The organism is Jatrophihabitans sp. (assembly GCF_036388195.1).
Classification (GTDB): Bacteria; Actinomycetota; Actinomycetes; order Mycobacteriales; family Jatrophihabitantaceae; genus Jatrophihabitans_A.
In genome coordinates, this window is the sequence record NZ_DASVSG010000100.1 from 1 (window position 1) to 15,882 (window position 15,882).

13 protein-coding genes are annotated in these 15,882 nt (G+C 70.7%); 11 read left to right on the top strand and 2 right to left on the bottom strand.

What is annotated here, in order from left to right; translation table 11 throughout:
• Both lanM and VF612_RS10295 read left to right on the top strand, forming a co-directional pair.
• Window positions 1-1,706 (top strand): type 2 lanthipeptide synthetase LanM (gene lanM / locus VF612_RS10290; protein WP_408659759.1); only part of this gene is annotated, 1,706 nt, incomplete at its 5' end.
• 2 nt (window positions 1,707-1,708) lie between these two features.
• The gene (locus VF612_RS10295; protein ID WP_408659760.1) at window positions 1,709-2,419 is read left to right on the top strand and encodes a hypothetical protein; all 711 of its coding nucleotides are present in this window, start codon (window positions 1,709-1,711) and stop codon (window positions 2,417-2,419) included.
• A gap of 33 nt (window positions 2,420-2,452) precedes the next feature.
• On the opposite strand, the gene VF612_RS10300 is transcribed toward VF612_RS10295, so the two are convergent.
• On the bottom strand, window positions 2,453-3,730 hold the full coding sequence (locus VF612_RS10300; protein WP_408659761.1) for a cation:proton antiporter: 1,278 nt from the start codon (window positions 3,728-3,730) through the stop codon (window positions 2,453-2,455).
• A 788-nt stretch (window positions 3,731-4,518) separates the two neighbouring features.
• On the opposite strand from VF612_RS10300, the gene VF612_RS10305 reads away from it, so the two are divergent.
• The 5 genes from VF612_RS10305 (at window position 4,519) to VF612_RS10325 (ending at window position 9,936) form a co-directional block, all read left to right on the top strand.
• Window positions 4,519-5,442, top strand: a complete 924-nt coding sequence (locus VF612_RS10305; protein WP_408659771.1) for a ParB N-terminal domain-containing protein — start codon at window positions 4,519-4,521, stop codon at window positions 5,440-5,442.
• Between the two features lie 200 nt (window positions 5,443-5,642).
• Window positions 5,643-6,743, top strand: a complete 1,101-nt coding sequence (locus tag VF612_RS10310; RefSeq protein ID WP_408659762.1) for a TauD/TfdA family dioxygenase — start codon at window positions 5,643-5,645, stop codon at window positions 6,741-6,743.
• A 21-nt stretch (window positions 6,744-6,764) separates the two neighbouring features.
• On the top strand, window positions 6,765-8,603 hold the full coding sequence (locus tag VF612_RS10315) for a non-ribosomal peptide synthetase (RefSeq protein ID WP_408659763.1): 1,839 nt from the start codon (window positions 6,765-6,767) through the stop codon (window positions 8,601-8,603).
• A complete protein-coding gene (locus VF612_RS10320; protein ID WP_408659764.1) occupies window positions 8,600-9,100 on the top strand; it encodes a GNAT family N-acetyltransferase in 501 nt (166 codons plus the stop codon). The genes VF612_RS10315 and VF612_RS10320 overlap by 4 nt, the downstream gene beginning before the upstream one ends.
• The gene (locus tag VF612_RS10325; protein ID WP_408659765.1) at window positions 9,097-9,936 is read left to right on the top strand and encodes an alpha/beta fold hydrolase; all 840 of its coding nucleotides are present in this window, start codon (window positions 9,097-9,099) and stop codon (window positions 9,934-9,936) included. Before VF612_RS10320 ends, VF612_RS10325 begins: the two co-directional genes overlap by 4 nt.
• Window positions 9,937-10,040: 104 nt before the next feature.
• Here the strand turns inward: VF612_RS10325 and VF612_RS10330 are convergent, their stop codons facing one another.
• Window positions 10,041-10,691, bottom strand: coding sequence for a LysE family translocator (locus VF612_RS10330; protein ID WP_408659766.1), 651 nt, complete (start codon window positions 10,689-10,691; stop codon window positions 10,041-10,043).
• 215 nt (window positions 10,692-10,906) lie between these two features.
• On the opposite strand from VF612_RS10330, the gene sbnA reads away from it, so the two are divergent.
• The 4 genes from sbnA to VF612_RS10350 all read left to right on the top strand — a co-directional run.
• The gene (gene sbnA, locus VF612_RS10335) at window positions 10,907-11,923 is read left to right on the top strand and encodes a 2,3-diaminopropionate biosynthesis protein SbnA (RefSeq protein ID WP_408659767.1); all 1,017 of its coding nucleotides are present in this window, start codon (window positions 10,907-10,909) and stop codon (window positions 11,921-11,923) included.
• On the top strand, window positions 11,923-12,951 hold the full coding sequence (locus VF612_RS10340; protein WP_408659768.1) for an ornithine cyclodeaminase: 1,029 nt from the start codon (window positions 11,923-11,925) through the stop codon (window positions 12,949-12,951). The genes sbnA and VF612_RS10340 overlap by 1 nt, the downstream gene beginning before the upstream one ends.
• Window positions 12,952-13,134: 183 nt before the next feature.
• Entirely contained in the window at window positions 13,135-14,856 is a 1,722-nt protein-coding gene (locus VF612_RS10345; protein ID WP_408659769.1) for a GTPase, read from the top strand.
• A partial coding sequence (locus tag VF612_RS10350; protein ID WP_408659770.1) for a GTPase occupies window positions 14,853-15,882 on the top strand: 1,030 nt, incomplete at its 3' end. The genes VF612_RS10345 and VF612_RS10350, both read left to right, overlap by 4 nt.

The following is a 15,882-nucleotide window of genomic DNA, read 5'->3' on the forward strand; positions in this document are numbered from 1 at the left end:
ACCGTGACCAGTTGCGCGATCCGGCCGGGCCGCTGCACGCCTTTGCCGCCTTGGGAACACGGCACATCATGCGCCCGACCCAGATCTACTACCGGTTGCTCCGGGACAGCGTGCACCCCGACCATCTTCAGGATGCTGTGAGGCGCGACATGCTGCTCGATCGCCTCTGGCTGATCCGGGCATCGGCCGACTTGGATTCCCGCATCATCATCGCCGAGACCGATGATCTGCGCCGGGGTGACATTCCCGCGTTCACCACCAGGCCGGATTCCCGGTCGGTGTGGGCGAGTGACGGCCGGGAGATCGACGAGTACTTCGAGGAATCCGGCCTCAGCCGTGCGCTGGCCAGGCTCGAAGGCCTGCATGAGAAGGACCGCAACCGGCAGCTCGCGCTGATCGAGTCAGCCATGGCGACCAAGACCATCGGTCGCCGTGACCTCGCGGCCCCGTCGGCGCACGGCGCGGCTCAGCTGCCCGATCCACTCGGGCACGATGAGCTGCTGGACGCGGCCCGTGGGATCGGCGACCGGCTGGAGGAGTTGGCCTTTCTCGAAGGCGGCGAGGCGGTCTGGGTAGGGTTCACCGTCACGCGGGACGAGCGTTGGACGCTGGCGCCGGTCGGTCGCGACCTGTACGCCGGTACCGCCGGAATAGCCTTGTTCCTGGCCTACCTCGGGCTGAGCACGGCCGACGAGCGGTACCTGGCGCTGGGTCGGCAGGCGTTGAACTTCACCCGCGGCAACCTGCGCGCGTACGTATCCAGCGCGCCGGTAGGCGGTTTCTCCGGAAGCGCATCGGTGCTGCACGCCCTGGCAACGCTCAGCGGCGCGTACGACGACCCGTCGCTGCTCGACCTGGCCCTCGACCTGACCGACGCCCTGGCGCCGGCGGTCAAGGCTGACGAGGCATTCGACCTCCTCGGCGGATGCGCCGGCGCCATCCCGGTCCTGCTCAGGCTCGCAGAGCTCACCGGAGACAGCGGCTGTTCCGCGCTCGCGTATCAGTGTGGCGAGCGCCTTCTGGACGCAGCCGTGCCCACCGGCAACGGTATGATCGGCTGGCCGTCAGCCGTGGCCCAGTCCCCCCTCGCCGGCTTCGCGCATGGAGCAGCGGGCATCGCATGGGCGCTTCTGGAGCTCTACGGCGCATCGGGTGACGATCGCTTCGCCGCCGCGGCCCAGGCGGCGCTCGCCTACGAGGCGACGCTGTTCGACCCGGAACGCCGAACCTGGCTGGACCGTCGTCCCGAACCCGACGGGCCCCCGGGCGCTCCGGTGGCCTGGTGTCACGGAGCGCCAGGAGTCGGGCTCGGCCGTATCCTGAGCCTTCCCTTCGACGACACCCCGGTGCGCAGGAGCGAGCTGACCACCGCGCTGACGACCACGGCGCACCTGGGCCGGGCTACCGATCACTCCCTCTGCCATGGCGACCTCGGGCACGCCGACATCCTCCTGCTCGCAGCCGAGGTGCTGGACCAGCCGGCGCACCGCACGGTGGCGCAGCGGTTGGCAGCAGGCGCGGTGCGGAGCTGGCAGGCGGACCGATCGTGGCAATGCGGCGTTCCCGAGGGTGTCGAGACTCCGGGGCTCTTCCTCGGCCTAGCGGGCATCGGCTACGGGTTGCTGCGGGTGCGCGATCCGCAGCTGGTTCCCTCAGCGGTCGCGCTCGGGTTTCCCCATGCCCGGAAGGGGTCATCGGGTTGCTGATAGTGCTCAGGCGGCCCACCCCACCGGCCGGCGCGGCCACCGCAATCCTTGATACCGACCGGGTGGGCACCGAAGACATCGCCGACCTGGAGCAGGTCATCCGTGCCGCCCCCGTTGAGGACGCAGCGGAATCCTCCGGTGAGTCGGTCGCGTCGATCATGGTCTTCGACGGTGTGCGGCGGTGGCAGCTCTCGCGCGAGGGCGCGGCCGGCTCTCAGCACGAGGAGCTGGTGGCACGGATCTCGCAGCTGATCGGCGGCCGTTCGTTGACCGCCTGCGATGCGCTGTCGGTGCTGAGCGGCCTGATCGCCGCTCAGCTTGCCGCCGGGCAGTCCCGCCTGCTCATCAACCGTCTCGCTGAGCAGGCAGCGGGCATCCGGGCCGGCCTGCTCGGCATCGGCGACCTGATTCGCGGCGGCTCCAACTACCTTCCCGGCACCGGGCTGCTCAGCGATTACGACGACGGCAGCTCCGGTCAGGTGCGGCACTTCTGCGGGATCGCCGCGTCGACCGTGAGGCTGGGCGCGAGCTTGACCCTGCTGCTGTCCGAGCACGTGCGGGGCGACGTTGCAGGCACGGCCGATGATCACCTGACCAGGAAGGCAGTGGAGTTCACCGGCCTGGTGCTTTCCGGCAGGTTGCCCCTGCCGGAGGCGGGCGGCTGGATCTCGAGGAACATCTGCGCCGCCCGGCCGCTGGAGAACAGGCGCTGACAGCCCGCTGATCATCGGTCCTGCTCGGCGCTGTCATCCCGAGGGCGCCGCGTCGAGCCCGACCGGATGCGGGCCGGGGCCGGCCAGCGCCGCTTCCAGGGCGGACCGCCGTCGCCGGTCACGGCGGCCGAGTAGTCCGAGCACCGGAGCGGCCATCACGGTGGTCACCAACGCCATGATCACCAACATGGTGAACACGGCCGGCGTGATCAGGCCCAGCTGCAGCCCGACCGAGAGCACCACGATCTCGGTCAGGCCCCGGGTGTTCATCAGGACGCCGATGGTGACCGCGTGCGTCCAGGATTCTCCGGTCAGCCTGGCAGCCGCGGCCGAGCCACCCAGCTTGCCGGTGATGGCCACCGCCATGATGAGCAGCACGACCAGCCAGGAGCTCGCCGAGGTGAGCTGGTCGACCCTGGTGGAGAGCCCGACCAGGACGAAGAAGATCGGCAGCAGCAGGGACGACACCACGTCCTCCAACCGTTCCTGCACGACGTGGCGCCAGTGCGCGGCGCGCGGCATGATGCTGCCGGCGAGAAACGCGCCGAACACCGCGTTGACGCCTATCTTGTCGGTGGCCCAGGCGCTGAAGACGAGCACCGCCAGCACGCTCCACAGCGGCGGGTCGGCCAACCGGGCCAGCGCCGGCCGCAGCGCCACGAGCATCGCCCCCACCAGGGCGCCCGTGCAGAGGATCGTCCTGATCACCTCGGCCGGCCCGGAGGCGTTGACCACCGCGACGACCACGGCGAGCAGGCACCAGGCCATCGCGTCGTTGACGGCGGCGCACAACAGGCACATCACCCCGATGCGGGTCCGGAACAGCCCGGTCTCCCGCAGCAACCGGGCGAGCACCGGAAACGCGGTGATCGACAGGGCGGTCGCGAAGAACAGGGTGAACCCCAGCCTGCTGACACCGGCGCCCCAGGCCGGGTAGAGCACCAGCGCCAGCGGCACCGCCAGCATCACCGGAAACAGGATGGAGGTCTGGCTTATCAGCACCACCCGGCGGCCCTGCCCGCGCAGCGGGGACAGGTCCATCTCCAGCCCGATCAGGAAGACGAACAGGATCAGCCCGAACTCGGCGAGGATCCGCATCGCCGCGATCACCTGCTGGGGAAAGAGATAACCCTCCACCTCCGGGGCGAGCAGGCCCAGCACGCTGGGGCCGAGGACGATCCCGGCCACGATCTCGCCCAGCACCGGTGGCTGGCCGAGCCGGGCCATGAGCCAGCCCACGACCCGCACTCCCACGACGATCATCCCGACCGCGAGGAGCACCCTGCCGTTGAGCTGTGAGGCCGCGATCACCGCGGCCCTCGCCGATTCACCGGAGTGGCTCGTGCGCAAGCGAACATCGCCAGTTTTCCTTTCTTGGGGCCGGACCCAGCCACGAGCCCGTGAGGGAGGCAGCGGCAGTCCCCGCCGCTACGGTGGTCAATGCGGGCGCGGATATCACGACAGCGCCCTGCGGCGGCGCGCAGCCGGCAGCCCGGTTTCGGGTTATCGAATTCCGTCGCCGATACCAGCCGACAGGAGGGTTTGATACGACGGTGACGCCCGGCCGCTACCTGGCCGGTGCTGGCCACCCGATGCTATGCCCTGCCCTCACCGCTGTCTGCAGGTCGGCGATTCCACGCAGCTTCCCCGCTCGCAGACGCGTCAACATTCTTGCCGCCCGTCCACAACCACTGATTCGGATATACCTTCTTATTGCCCTTCCGTATTCGTCTGAACCGGGAGCATGCCACCAGTTCGCAGCGCGTGTGCAAGTGACTGCACCATATTGCACGGGTGGGTCGGCAGCCCCATCTCTGCGGCGGTGTGGTTCGACCCTGCCCAGGAAACGGCTGGAGGCCACTCGGGCGTTGCCTACGAACATCGTCGCTGGGACCGGGCTCCGCCACAGGCTCTGGTGTCAGCGACTTCATTCGCTCACGAAGGAGAAGTCGATGGACCAAGCCGCCGCACCGGACTCGATTACGGCCGACATTCCAGGACTCAACTCGACCGAACTGATTCAGGCCAAGAATGGCAGCCTGGGCGAGCACCGCGGCGAACAATTCTGGCGGGCCCAGCTCACGACACCAGCGGTTGCCGTGAGCATCTGTGACCTCGTCGATTCCGACTCGCCGAGAGCCGCCCTGGAGGATGGCGAGCACATAAAGACATTGGCCGAAACGGACGCCGAACTGCCCCCGATATTGGTCCACCGCGAAACCATGCGAGTCATCGACGGAATGCACCGCCTGCGGGCGGCACAGCTTCGGGGCGAGCGAACCATCAGCACCCAGTTCTTCACCGGCACCGACGAGGATGCCTTCGTCCTGGCCGTGGCCGCCAATATCGCCCATGGGTTGCCGCTGTCGCTCACCGAGCGCAAGGCGGCAGCGCACCGGATAGTCACCTCCCACCCCAGCTGGTCCGACCGGCGGGTGGCCGCAGTCACCGGCCTGTCCCACAAGACCGTCGGAGCGCTGCGCCGCCGGTCGCCTGGCGACTTTCCCCAGGCGACCGCCCGGCTCGGCCGCGACGGCCGGGTGCATCCCTTGGCCACCGCCGCGGGCCGGCGACGCGCCGGGGAGTTGCTGACCGCCGATCCCCGGGCCTCGATGGAGGAGGTCGCGCGGCGGGCCGAGATCTCGCTGACCACTGCCAAGGATGTCCGCCGCCGGCTCCGCTCGGGCCAGGAGCTGGTGCCGGTGCGCCATCGCACCCCGCGGCCTGCCACGGAGGACCCGCTGCACGCCGATCGCCGGGTCGATCCGGATGGGCCGGCCACCCCCGCCGCCGATCCGCTGTCCGCCGTCCGGGCGCTCAGCAACGACCCGTCCCTGAAGTTCACCCAGGCCGGCCGGTTGCTGCTGAGCTACCTGCACCTGCACATGCGGACACAGCGGGACTGGGACGAGCTCGCCGACATGCTGCCGGCGCACTGCCTGGCCACCATCGCCGAGCTGGCGGACAAGTGCGCCCAGGACTGGCAGCTGCTCAGCGCCCGGGTGGCGCGGCGTACCCGGTGACCCGCGGGCGCAGCCACCGAAACTGATAATCGACAGCTGATTACCCGCCCCCTTGCGTGGCCGCCGGGCGACAAATACTGTCCGAATTGCGCATCCGAAAAGCGATCAGCGTAGTCATCGCGGATCGAACTGCAATTCATCCGTGACGACACGTCATCTCAGTGTGCGGTTTTGGACTTGACCCCCCGCGCAGCGCGGTGATGCGTATCCCTCTCTTTGCGCGCTCATCCGGAGTTCGCACGCACACCCTGGAGAATCCGTTGACCCAGTCCCAGCTCGCTCTCGAATCGGCGTTTCGTATCTCCGCCCTGGCGGAAGGGCAGACCCTTCCCGCAGTTCTCTCGCCGGCCACTCCCGGCACAGACCTTCTCGAGCTCCTTGCCGAGCCGGGCATTCCGGGACAGCTCGAGGAATTGACGCTGAAGCACGGCGGCCTCCTTTTCCGCGGCTTTCCCGCCATGAACAGCACCGATGCGTTCGGCCGTTTCACCCGGTCGTTCAGCCACCCCATGCTCGACTACACCGAGCAGTCCTCACCGCGCGACCGGCTCGGCGACAAGGTGTATTCATCCACCACCTACCCGCCCGAGGAGTACATCCCCTTCCACAATGCGAATTCGTTCGGGCACGAATTTCCGATGAACATCTGGTTCTCCTGCATCCGGAATGCGACCGAGGGCGGCCGCACCCCGATCGCCGACACCCGCGCGGTGCTGGCCAACCTCAGCGACGCCACCCGGCGCCGGTTCAAGGAGGTCGGCATCCTCTACGTCCGCAATTACTACCGGGGAATGGGCGTCCCGTGGCAGGAGACGTTCGCCACCGAATCCGTCGACGTGGCCAACCAATTCATGGCCGACGGAAAGATCGCGCACAAGTGGCACGACTCGGGCAACCTGGTCCTGGAGACCCGGCAGTTGCGGCACGCGGTGCTGCGGCACCCCAAGACCGGCGAGGACGTCTGGTTCAACCAGGCGCACCTGTTCCACAAGCGGTCGCTGGGACCCCGGCTGCAGCCGCTGCTCAAGCAGTTCAGCGACTGGGAGCTGCCCCGCAACGCGTTCTTCGGCGACGGGACCGCGATCCCGGACGCGGTGATCGACGAGGTGATGGACGCCTACGCGCGCGCCGAGATCAGCTTCGACTGGCAGGAAGGCGATGTCCTGATGCTCGACAACCTGCTGGTAGCGCATGCCCGAACCCCGTTCAAGGGCGATCAGCGGCTCATCTCGGTCGCCTTCTCCGAGATGCACCAGGACTACTCGGCCGAATTCGAGCGCTACGGCATCGCCACCCTCTAGCCCTGAAAGGGACTTCCAGTCATGGACACACGAGAACACAGCGCGACCGAGACCGTCCACTCGCGCTTCGAGCGGATGGCCGAGCAGTTCCCCGACCGGCCGGCCGTGTCGGACGCCTCCGGCCGCACCTGCAGCTACGCGGAGCTGAGCGAGCGGGTGGCCGACCTGCGGCGGCGGCTGCGGACGGTGATCCCGGCCACCGGCTACACCCGGGTCGCGCTCGACATGGACAACACCATCGACTTCTGCGCGACGGTGCTCGCCCTGGCCGGCCTGCCGGCGGTCCTGGTCCCGTTCGATCGGACCCTGCCGGACCTGCGGCTGGCAGCGATGCTGGAGTCGGCAAAACCCAGCTTCCTGCTCACCGACGATCCCGAGACCGCGATGGCCGGTGTGAGCAGCACCCTGCGGGTGGTGCTGCTGAGCACCCTCACCGAGCCCAGCGGCTCCGTCGAGGTGGCGGACGGCCCTTTTCCGGATGACCCCGCGTACGCCATCTTCACCTCGGGCTCGACCGGGCTGCCGAAGGCGACGTTGAACACCCACCGGGGCCTGCTCAACCACGTGTCCTGGATGAGCCAGGAGCTGGCCACCACCGAGCCGCTGCGCATCCTGCTCAAGAGCGCCCGGTCCTTCGACGCCTGGATCCTGGAGTTCCACTGGGCACTGGGCAACGGCAACACCCTGGTCCTGGCCAACCGGGACACCGCTTCGGATGCCCGCTACCTGGCCGGCGTCATCGCCGACCAGCAGGTCAGCGGGCTGGTCGCGGTGCCATCGCTGCTGCGGAGGATCCTGTACTTCTCCAGCGCCTCCACCCGGGCCTCGAACCCGTTGAAGTTCGTGGTGTCGGCCGGCGAGCAGCTCGACAGCTCGCTGGCCGCGGAGGTGCTGGCCAAGACCGAGGCCACCCTCTACAACTTCTACGGCCCCGCCGAGACCGCGATCGACGTGCTCTTCCACCGGGTCACCGACGCCGACCTCGGCGACCACATCCCGCTCGGCCGGCCGATCCCGGGCAATACGGTGGCGCTGGTCGCAGACGACGGCAGCGCGATCACCCAGCCGCACACCCCGGGCCAGATCGTGATCTCGGGCGCCCACCTGGGGCTGGGCTATCTGGGCCAGCAGGATGCCACCGACCGCGCGTTCGTGGCCGGGCGCTACCTGACCGGCGACATCGGCTACCTCGACGACGCCGGACGGTTCCACTACGCCGGCCGGTCGGACGACCAGCTCAAGATCAACGGGGTTCGGATCGACCCGTCCGAGATCGAGTCGGCGCTCGGATCGCACAGCTCGGTGCGCGAGTGCGCGGTCCGCGCGCACGAGTCCCGGGGTGTGAAGGTGCTGGTGGCCCACATCGTCGCCGAGGGAACCGCCCCGGACCGGTCGACCCTGATCAGCTACCTGAGAAGCCTGCTGCCGAGCACCATGGTTCCGGCTGCCTACGCGTTCCACTCGTCCTTGCCCACGCTGCCCAACGGCAAGCTGGACTACGCGCGGCTGGAGGCGCCACGGGGGCTGCCTACCGCGCCGGCCCGCGACTACGTGGCTCCGAGGACCGAGACGGAGCGGATCACCGCCGAGATCTGGTCGGCCTGCCTGGGGGTGCCCTCGGTGGGGGTGCATGACGACTTCTACCTGCTGGGCGGTGATTCGCTCAAGGTGCTCGACGTGCTGGTCCGGATGTCGGAACAGGTCGACGACCGGATCTTCAGCCTGGGCATCACCGAGCTGACCACCGTGCAGCAGCTGTGCGAGCAGTTGCGGGAACGGAACCCGGACGCGGTTCCGACAGCCGAGCGGGACGCCGCGGTCAGCGAGCACGGCAGCCTGGTGAGCGGACGCCCGACATGAGCGTGATCACCTGGACCGACCTGCGCGACGGCGACGCGGTCGGGAGTTTCCTCCGCACGCACGGGCCGGCGCCGTTCAACCACCTCACCGACTCCGGCATCGACGCCCAGCGCCGGCGCATCGCCGCCGGCGTGCTGGAGTGCACCGCCGGCCTGGTCGACGGCGAGGTGGTGGCGTTGGCAACCGTCTCGCAGTTCAGCGCGGCGGCGCTCACCGGCACGCCCTACCTCCGGCTCTCCGGCCACTACATCGAGGAGGTCGCGGTGCATGCGGGGCACCGCGGCCGGGGCGTCGGAGTCGGGCTGCTGCGGCAGGTGGTCGACCGGTATCGCCAGCCGGTGGACATCTACATCGACTGCGACGAGCGCAACACCGCCTGCGCCCGGATGATCGTCAAAGCCGGCTTCAGCCAGGTCTCCCGGTACCGCGACGCCGATCGCGGTCCGGCTGGAACGGCCCGTCAGACGCTGCTGTTCCGGTTCCGGGAGCAGGCATGAAGACGCTGGCGGACTACCGGGCAGGCGCCCTGCCGGTGACCAGCACCGTGGTGCGCGAGGCGGGCAAGCCCTGGGTGGTGCTGTTCAACACCATCGGCATCCCACGAGCGATCTTCGACAACCTGATGAGCCACCTGACCGGCGACTTCTCCGTGGTGGTCTGGGACACCCGCTACCTGCCCTCGGGCAACGCGGTGGCGGGCGAGCCGGACTTCTCGACCGAGGCGCACGTGGCAGATGCCTGCACGCTGCTGGCCGACCTGGGGGTCGAGGAGTTCCTCGGGGTCGGCTGGTGCGCGAGCGTCGACATGATGATGAAGGTCAGCGACACCGGCCTGTTCCGGATGCGGGCGGCCTGCTCGTTGAACGGCGCCTTCGTCTTCGACGACCGTCCGGATCTGGGCAGCGCATGGGAGGCCTCGGTCGAGCCGGTGTTCCGGATCGCCGCGGCCAACCGGGGAAGCCTCGCCGGGATCTGGTCGCTCATCACCGAGCTGGAGGACCTGACCGAGGCGGCGGCGGTCCGGGAGGAGACGCGATTTCCTTTCCTGTCCGAGGAATCGCTCTACCGCTACGCCCGGCTCTGCCTCGGCGCGAAGGAGTCCCGGAGGATCAGCAGCCTGCCGTCGGCCGAGATGCCGGTGCTGTTCCTGGCCGGCAACCGCGATGCGGTGCAGCCGTTCCAGGCGTCGGAGCAGGCCCACCTGCGCAGCCCGGGCAGCGAGTTCGTGCTCGTGGACGGCGGCACCCACGCCATGTTCGGGTACCGCAACGATGTCTGCGCCCGGGTCCGGCAGTTCTGCCTGGACGCAGCCGCCCTGCCGGCCGGCCGATGACCAGCCGCTCCGCCCTCGCCTCCCGCGCGGGGGCGGAGCGGAAGTCAGCGCGGGGTTCGGTAGGGAGGTCAGCGCCTGGGTTGATGCCGGGGTCGGTGCGGTGGTCAGTGCCCGAACGCGGAGCTGACCGCGTAGCCGCAGAACGCCAGCAGCGCCGCGCCCGCGCAGAGCTCGAGGATCATGGCCGAGCGGGGCCGGGCGAAGAACCGGCGGAATACCTCGTCCGCGCTCGACACGGCCGTGAGGAACAGCAGGCCCAAGCAGGCCTGAATGCAGCCCATGGTGAATCCGAAGAGCGCCGAACTGCTGCCGGCCGGCAGCAGCCCCGGAATCACCGACAAATAGAAGATGCCGATCTTCGGATTCAACAGGTTGGTGAGCAAACCGCGGCTGTAGAGCTTGTAGACACCGGTGCCGTTGCTTCGGTCGGCGACGATAACGGCGAAGCCGACCGGCTTTGCGGCACATGCCGACCGGAACGACTCGATCGCCAGGTAGAGCAGGTAACCTGCGCCGGCGAGAATGATCGCCCGGTAGAGCCAGACATTGCTCTGCAGCACGAAGGCAAGACCCGTGCCGGCCGCCACGCCCCACACCACAGGGCCGGTCACCACGCCGGTGGAGGTCACGATGCCGGCTCGCCGGCCGCTGCGCATCGCCGTCCGGAGCACCAGGATCGTGTCGGCGCCCGGGGTGATGACCAGCACGGCGGCAAGGGCGGCGAACACCGCGGCGGCGCCCAGGAAGTCGTTCATCGCGCCCGCTTTCCTCGTCCGCCAGTGCTGCGGCCAAGTTTAGGGTACCCAATCGGTAATTCCCATATTCTTCCTGCCCCATCAGCCTTTTTCATTCCGGGTGGCGCTCCCCGTCGCACCTATTTTTCTCATTCCTGCGTACACCTGCGGCCGGAGCGGGCTTCGAATACGTTTGCCACCAGAAAGGACCAATAATGGCTCGGTATGCAGACGACTTGACGACAAGCGATCCATTCCTGCAATTGCCGGGCTTTGCGCCGCTGAGCCGGCTGTACCTGAAGGTGGAAGGCCTGAACGTCGCCGGCTCGATCAAGCTGAAGACCGCCAAGGCGCTCGTCGCCAGTGCCGAATGGGCCCACGGGCCCTTGGCCGGCCGGCACCTGGTGGAGTCGAGTTCGGGAAATCTCGGCGTGGCGCTGGCCTCCATCTGCGCTTCCCGCGGATATCCGTTCACCTGTGTCGCCGACCCCAACTCCAACGAGGGCGCGCTCGCCACCATCCGGGCCTTCGGCGGCTTCGTCGACATCGTCACCGAGCGGGATGCCAACGGTGGGTACCTGGGCACCCGGCTGGCGCGGATCAGCTCGATCCTGGACACCGACCCGTCCAGCCTGTGGCTCAACCAGTACGCCAATCCGGCCAATCCGCGCGTGCATGAGGAGCTGACCGCCCGGGAGATCTGCGATCGCTTCTCGCGCCTGGACTACCTGTTCGTCGGCGTCGGCACCGGCGGAACCATGATGGGGTGTGCCCGGGGACTGCGTCGGAAGTTCCCCCGGGTGCGCATCGTGGCCGTCGACGCGGCCGGCTCGGTGACCTTCGGCGGACCGCCCGCCACCCGCCGGATCCCCGGCCTGGGCGCCAGCCGCAAGCCGGAGAACGTCGACCCCTCGGTGCCCGATGACATCATTCATGTGCCCGAGTGGTCGGCCATCAGCGAGTGCCGCCGGCTGGCGAGGGCCACCGGCCTGCTCGCCGGCGGCTCCACCGGCTCGGTGCTGGCGGCGCTGCGCCAGTACGCGCCGCGGCTGTCCGGATCGGAGGTGGTCATCGCCATCTCCCCCGATGGCGGCCAGCCCTATCTGAAATCGGTCTACGACGACGACTGGGTCACCCGTCACTCGCTCTGGACCGCCGCCGGGCCGCCGGTTGAGTCGCTGGCCGGGCCGCCGGTTGAGTCGCTGGCAGGCGACCAGGGAGCCGGCGAGCAGCTCGAAGGCGGGGTCCGCTGATGACCGAGCCCGCGCTGCTGCTGCTGCGCCAGGACGACATCCGCGCCGCCGCTGCCGGCCTGGACGCGGTCGAGGTGGTCCGGCAGACCTTGCTGCTGCACGCCGCGGGACGGACGACGCTGCCGGCCGAGGCCTACCTTCCGTGGCATACCGCCACCGGCGCGTTCGCCCGCAGCCTGGCGCTGCCCGGCGCGGTCTGGGGCGATCGTCCGGCCGTCGGGTTGAAGCTGATCAACTCCTGCCTGGACAACCCGGCCCGGGGGCTGCCGCGCGCCCAGGGGTGGACGTTCCTCTTCGACCCCGACACCGCGCGGCCCGCCGCGATGCTGGAGGCCGCCTGGATCTCGGCGACCCGCACCGCGGCCTACACGGCGCTGTCGTTCCGGCTGCTGGGTGATCCGGCCACCGATCGGGTCGCGGTGCTGGGGTGCGGCGCGCTGGCCGAGGCACACCTGCGGCTGCTCGCCGCCGAGCTGCCGGAGGCGAAGTACCTGCTGCACGACCTGGACCCAGACCGGGCCGCCGCGCTGGCCGCCTGCTGGGCCGGCCGGCTGGCGGTGTCGGTGGCCGGCAGCGCCCGCGAGGCCGTCGCCGGGGCCGGGCTGGTGGTCACGGTCACCACCACCACGACCGGGTACCTGGCCCAGGACTGGCTCGCCCCCGGTGCGCTGATCGCGCACGTGTCCCTCGACGACGTGCTGCCCGAGGTGATCGAGCAGGCCGACGTCCTGGTCGTCGACGACTGGGACCTGATCGCCGCCGACGACCGCCGGGTGCTCGGACGGATGTATCGCAGCGGCGCCGTCACCGGCCCTGCGGGGCAGCGGTTCGCAGCGGACGCCGGCGCCGGCCGCCGGGTGGACGCCACCCTCGCCGAGATCCTCACCGGCGACCATCCCGGGCGGTCGGCGGCCACGGACATCGTGCTGAGCAACCCGTTCGGAATGGGCGTGCTGGACGTGGCGCTGGCCGCGGCGGTGCGGGACCTGGCGATGGCCGGCGACATCGGAACCACCCTGCGGCCCTGACCTGCACCGGGCCGCAGGCCCCGACCCTGCACCGGGCCCGCAGGCCCCGACCCTGCACCCGGCCGCAGGCCCCACCCACCGCGCGGAGGGGACGTTCTGGGCGGTCCAGGTGACGGCATCGGCGCCCGCATGGCAGGGTTGGGATGTGATCCCATCCGGCCGCCCGCTGTCGCAGAGCACCTGATGCAACTCCAGAAGGGCCCGCACGCGCCGCTGCTGACGGCCCTGCGCGAGCTGCGCAGCGCCGCCGCCGACCTGCCGTTGAACCTGCAGACCGCCGGCGCCGCCGAGGCCCGGGTGCAGCGCGATCAGCTGGTGGGCCAGCTGGATGACTACCTGATCCCACGGCTGGAGCAGCAGGACGCCCCGCTGCTGGTCGTCATCGGCGGCTCGACCGGGGCGGGCAAGTCGACGCTGGTCAACGCCCTGGTCGGCCATGAGGTCAGCCAGGCGGGAGTGCTGCGGCCGACCACCCGCTCCCCGGTGCTGGTCTTCCACCCCGACGACGCCGGCTGGTTCGCCGGCGACCGGATCCTGCCCGGACTGGCCCGCACCACCGGGCCGGAGGTGGCCGGCGAGGCGCCCGGCAGGTCGCTGCGGTTGGTGGCCGTGCCGTCGCTGACCCCGGGGCTCGCGCTGCTGGACGCCCCGGACGTCGACTCCTTCGTCGAGACCAACCGCGAGCTCGCGGTGCAGCTGCTGGCCGCCGCGGACCTCTGGCTGTTCGTGACCACCGCCGCCCGGTACGCCGACGCGGTGCCCTGGGATCTGCTGCGGGTCGCCCGGGAGCGGGCCACGGCGCTCGCGGTGGTGCTGGACCGGGTGCCACCCGAAGCACTGGGGGAGGTCGAGGGCCACCTGCGGCAGCTGCTGAACCGGGAAGGACTGGCCGACGCGCCGCTGCTGGTGGTGCCGGAGGCGCCGTTGCAGAACGGCCGGCTGCCCGATACGGCGGTCGCCCCGGTCCGGAACTGGATCGGGGCGCTGGCCGCCGACGCCGACGCCCGGGCCGAGGTCATCCGGGCCACCCTGACCGGCGCGGTGAACAGCCTCCAGCTACGCGGGGCCGCGCTGGCCTCGGCGGTGGACGCCCAGGAGCAGGCGGCCCGGGAGCTGAGCCTGGCGGTGGACGGCGCCTACGACCAGGCCCGCGCCACGGTCGGCCACGAGCTGAGCGGCGGCGCCCTGCTACGCGGCGAGGTGCTGGCCCGCTGGCAGGAGTTCGTCGGCACCGGAGAGCTGATGCGCACGCTGGAGTCCCGGATCGGGTGGGTGCGCGACCGGGTGGTGTCGGCGGTGATGGGCCGGCCGTCGGCAGCGGCGCCGGTCGAGCAGGCGCTGGAGTCCAGCCTGGAGGGCCTGCTGCGTGATGCCGCCGAGCGGGCCGCGGCCGCCGCGGCCGCGGAGTGGTCGGCCCGCCCGGACGGCCGGGCGTTGCTGGCCGGAAGCTCCACCGACCTGGCCCGGGCCGATGTCGACATCGCGGCCCGCGCCGAGCAGACGGTGCGGGCCTGGCAGGGCGAGGTGCTGGAGCTGGTCCGGGCCGAGGGCGCTGACCGGCGGCAGCTTGCCAAGCTCGCCTCCTACGGCGTCAACGGGGCCGGCTCGGTGCTGGCCTTGGCGCTGTTCGCCCAGACGGGTGGCCTCACCGGCGGCGAGATCGCGATCGCCGGCGGCACCGCGGCGCTCAGCCAGAAGGTGCTGGAGGCGATCTTCGGCGACCAGGCCGTGCGCTCGCTGGCCGCCCGTGCCCGCGAGGCGCTGCTGGAGGAGGTGGACACGCTGCTGGCCGCCGACTCCGACCGGTACCAGACGCTGCTGGCCGGCGCAGCCCCGCCGCCCGGCGCCACCAGCCGGTTCCGCGCCGCCGTGCACGCGGTCGGCGCCGCGCGGGCTGAATCGTGAGCCGGCGGGCCCCGGACCTCAGCACCCGGCTGGAGGCGCTGAGCCGAGCGGTGGAGCTGGGTGAGCGCCGCTGCGATCCGGAGTTGCTGGCGCCGGCTCGGACGCTGCTGGCGCGGGCAGCGGCCCGCCGACGGCTGTCGCCGGAGAGCACGGTGGTGGCCCTGGCCGGCGGCACCGGCAGCGGCAAGTCCACCCTGTTCAACGCGCTGGCCGGTGAGGTGCTGGCGCCGACCGGCGTCCGGCGTCCGACCACCAGCCGGTCCCGAGCAGCGATCTGGCCGGCCGCCGGCGGCAGTGGCGACGTCACGAGCCTGCTGGACTGGCTGGAGGTCCGCGACCGGCACGTGCTGACCGCCGGCGCGCCACTGGCCGGGCTGGTGCTGGTGGATCTGCCGGACTTCGACTCGACCGCTGCGGCCCACCGGCTGGAGGCCGAGCGGATGACCGGCGTGGTGGACCTGCTGGTCTGGGTGCTGGATCCGCAGAAGTACGCCGACGCCGCGGTGCACCAGCGTTACCTGCGCCCGTTGGCGGCCCACCACGAGGTGATGATGGTGGTGCTCAACCAGGCCGACCGGCTCGCCGACGATGCCCTGGACGCCTGCCGGCGAGACCTGGGCAAGCTGCTGTCCGACGACGGCCTCAGCGGCGTGCCGGTGCTGGTCACCTCGGCCACCCGCGGCGACGGCCTGCCGCAGTTGCGGGCCGCGCTGGCCGAGCGGGTCAGCACCAGCCAGGCCGCGGTGGCCCGGCTGCACGCCGACACCGACGATGCCCTCAGCGCGCTGGAACCGCTGTGCGCCGCCAGCTCGTCCAAGGCCGGCCGGGACACCGGCCGCGGCGCGGAGGGCCTGGTACGCGCGCTGGCAGCTGCCGCTGGAGCAGCGCCGGTGGCAGACGCCGCCGGCCGCTCCTACCGGATGCGGGCGCTCGCCAGTGTCGGCTGGCCCCTGACCCGGTGGCTGGCCCGGCTGCGGCCGGACCCGCTGCGCAGGCTGCACCTGGGCGCCGACACTGCCGGCCACA

Excerpts from the sequence above, each read along its gene's own strand:
- VF612_RS10310 (WP_408659762.1), top strand. The coding sequence starts at position 5,643 with ATGCGTATCCCTCTCTTTGCGCGCTCATCCGGAGTTCGCACGCACACC.
- VF612_RS10315 (WP_408659763.1), top strand. The coding sequence starts at position 6,765 with ATGGACACACGAGAACACAGCGCGACCGAGACCGTCCACTCGCGCTTC.
- VF612_RS10320 (WP_408659764.1), top strand. The coding sequence starts at position 8,600 with ATGAGCGTGATCACCTGGACCGACCTGCGCGACGGCGACGCGGTCGGG.
- VF612_RS10325 (WP_408659765.1), top strand. The coding sequence starts at position 9,097 with ATGAAGACGCTGGCGGACTACCGGGCAGGCGCCCTGCCGGTGACCAGC.
- VF612_RS10330 (WP_408659766.1), bottom strand. The coding sequence starts at position 10,691 with ATGAACGACTTCCTGGGCGCCGCCGCGGTGTTCGCCGCCCTTGCCGCC.
- VF612_RS10340 (WP_408659768.1), top strand. The coding sequence starts at position 11,923 with ATGACCGAGCCCGCGCTGCTGCTGCTGCGCCAGGACGACATCCGCGCC.
- VF612_RS10345 (WP_408659769.1), top strand. The coding sequence starts at position 13,135 with ATGCAACTCCAGAAGGGCCCGCACGCGCCGCTGCTGACGGCCCTGCGC.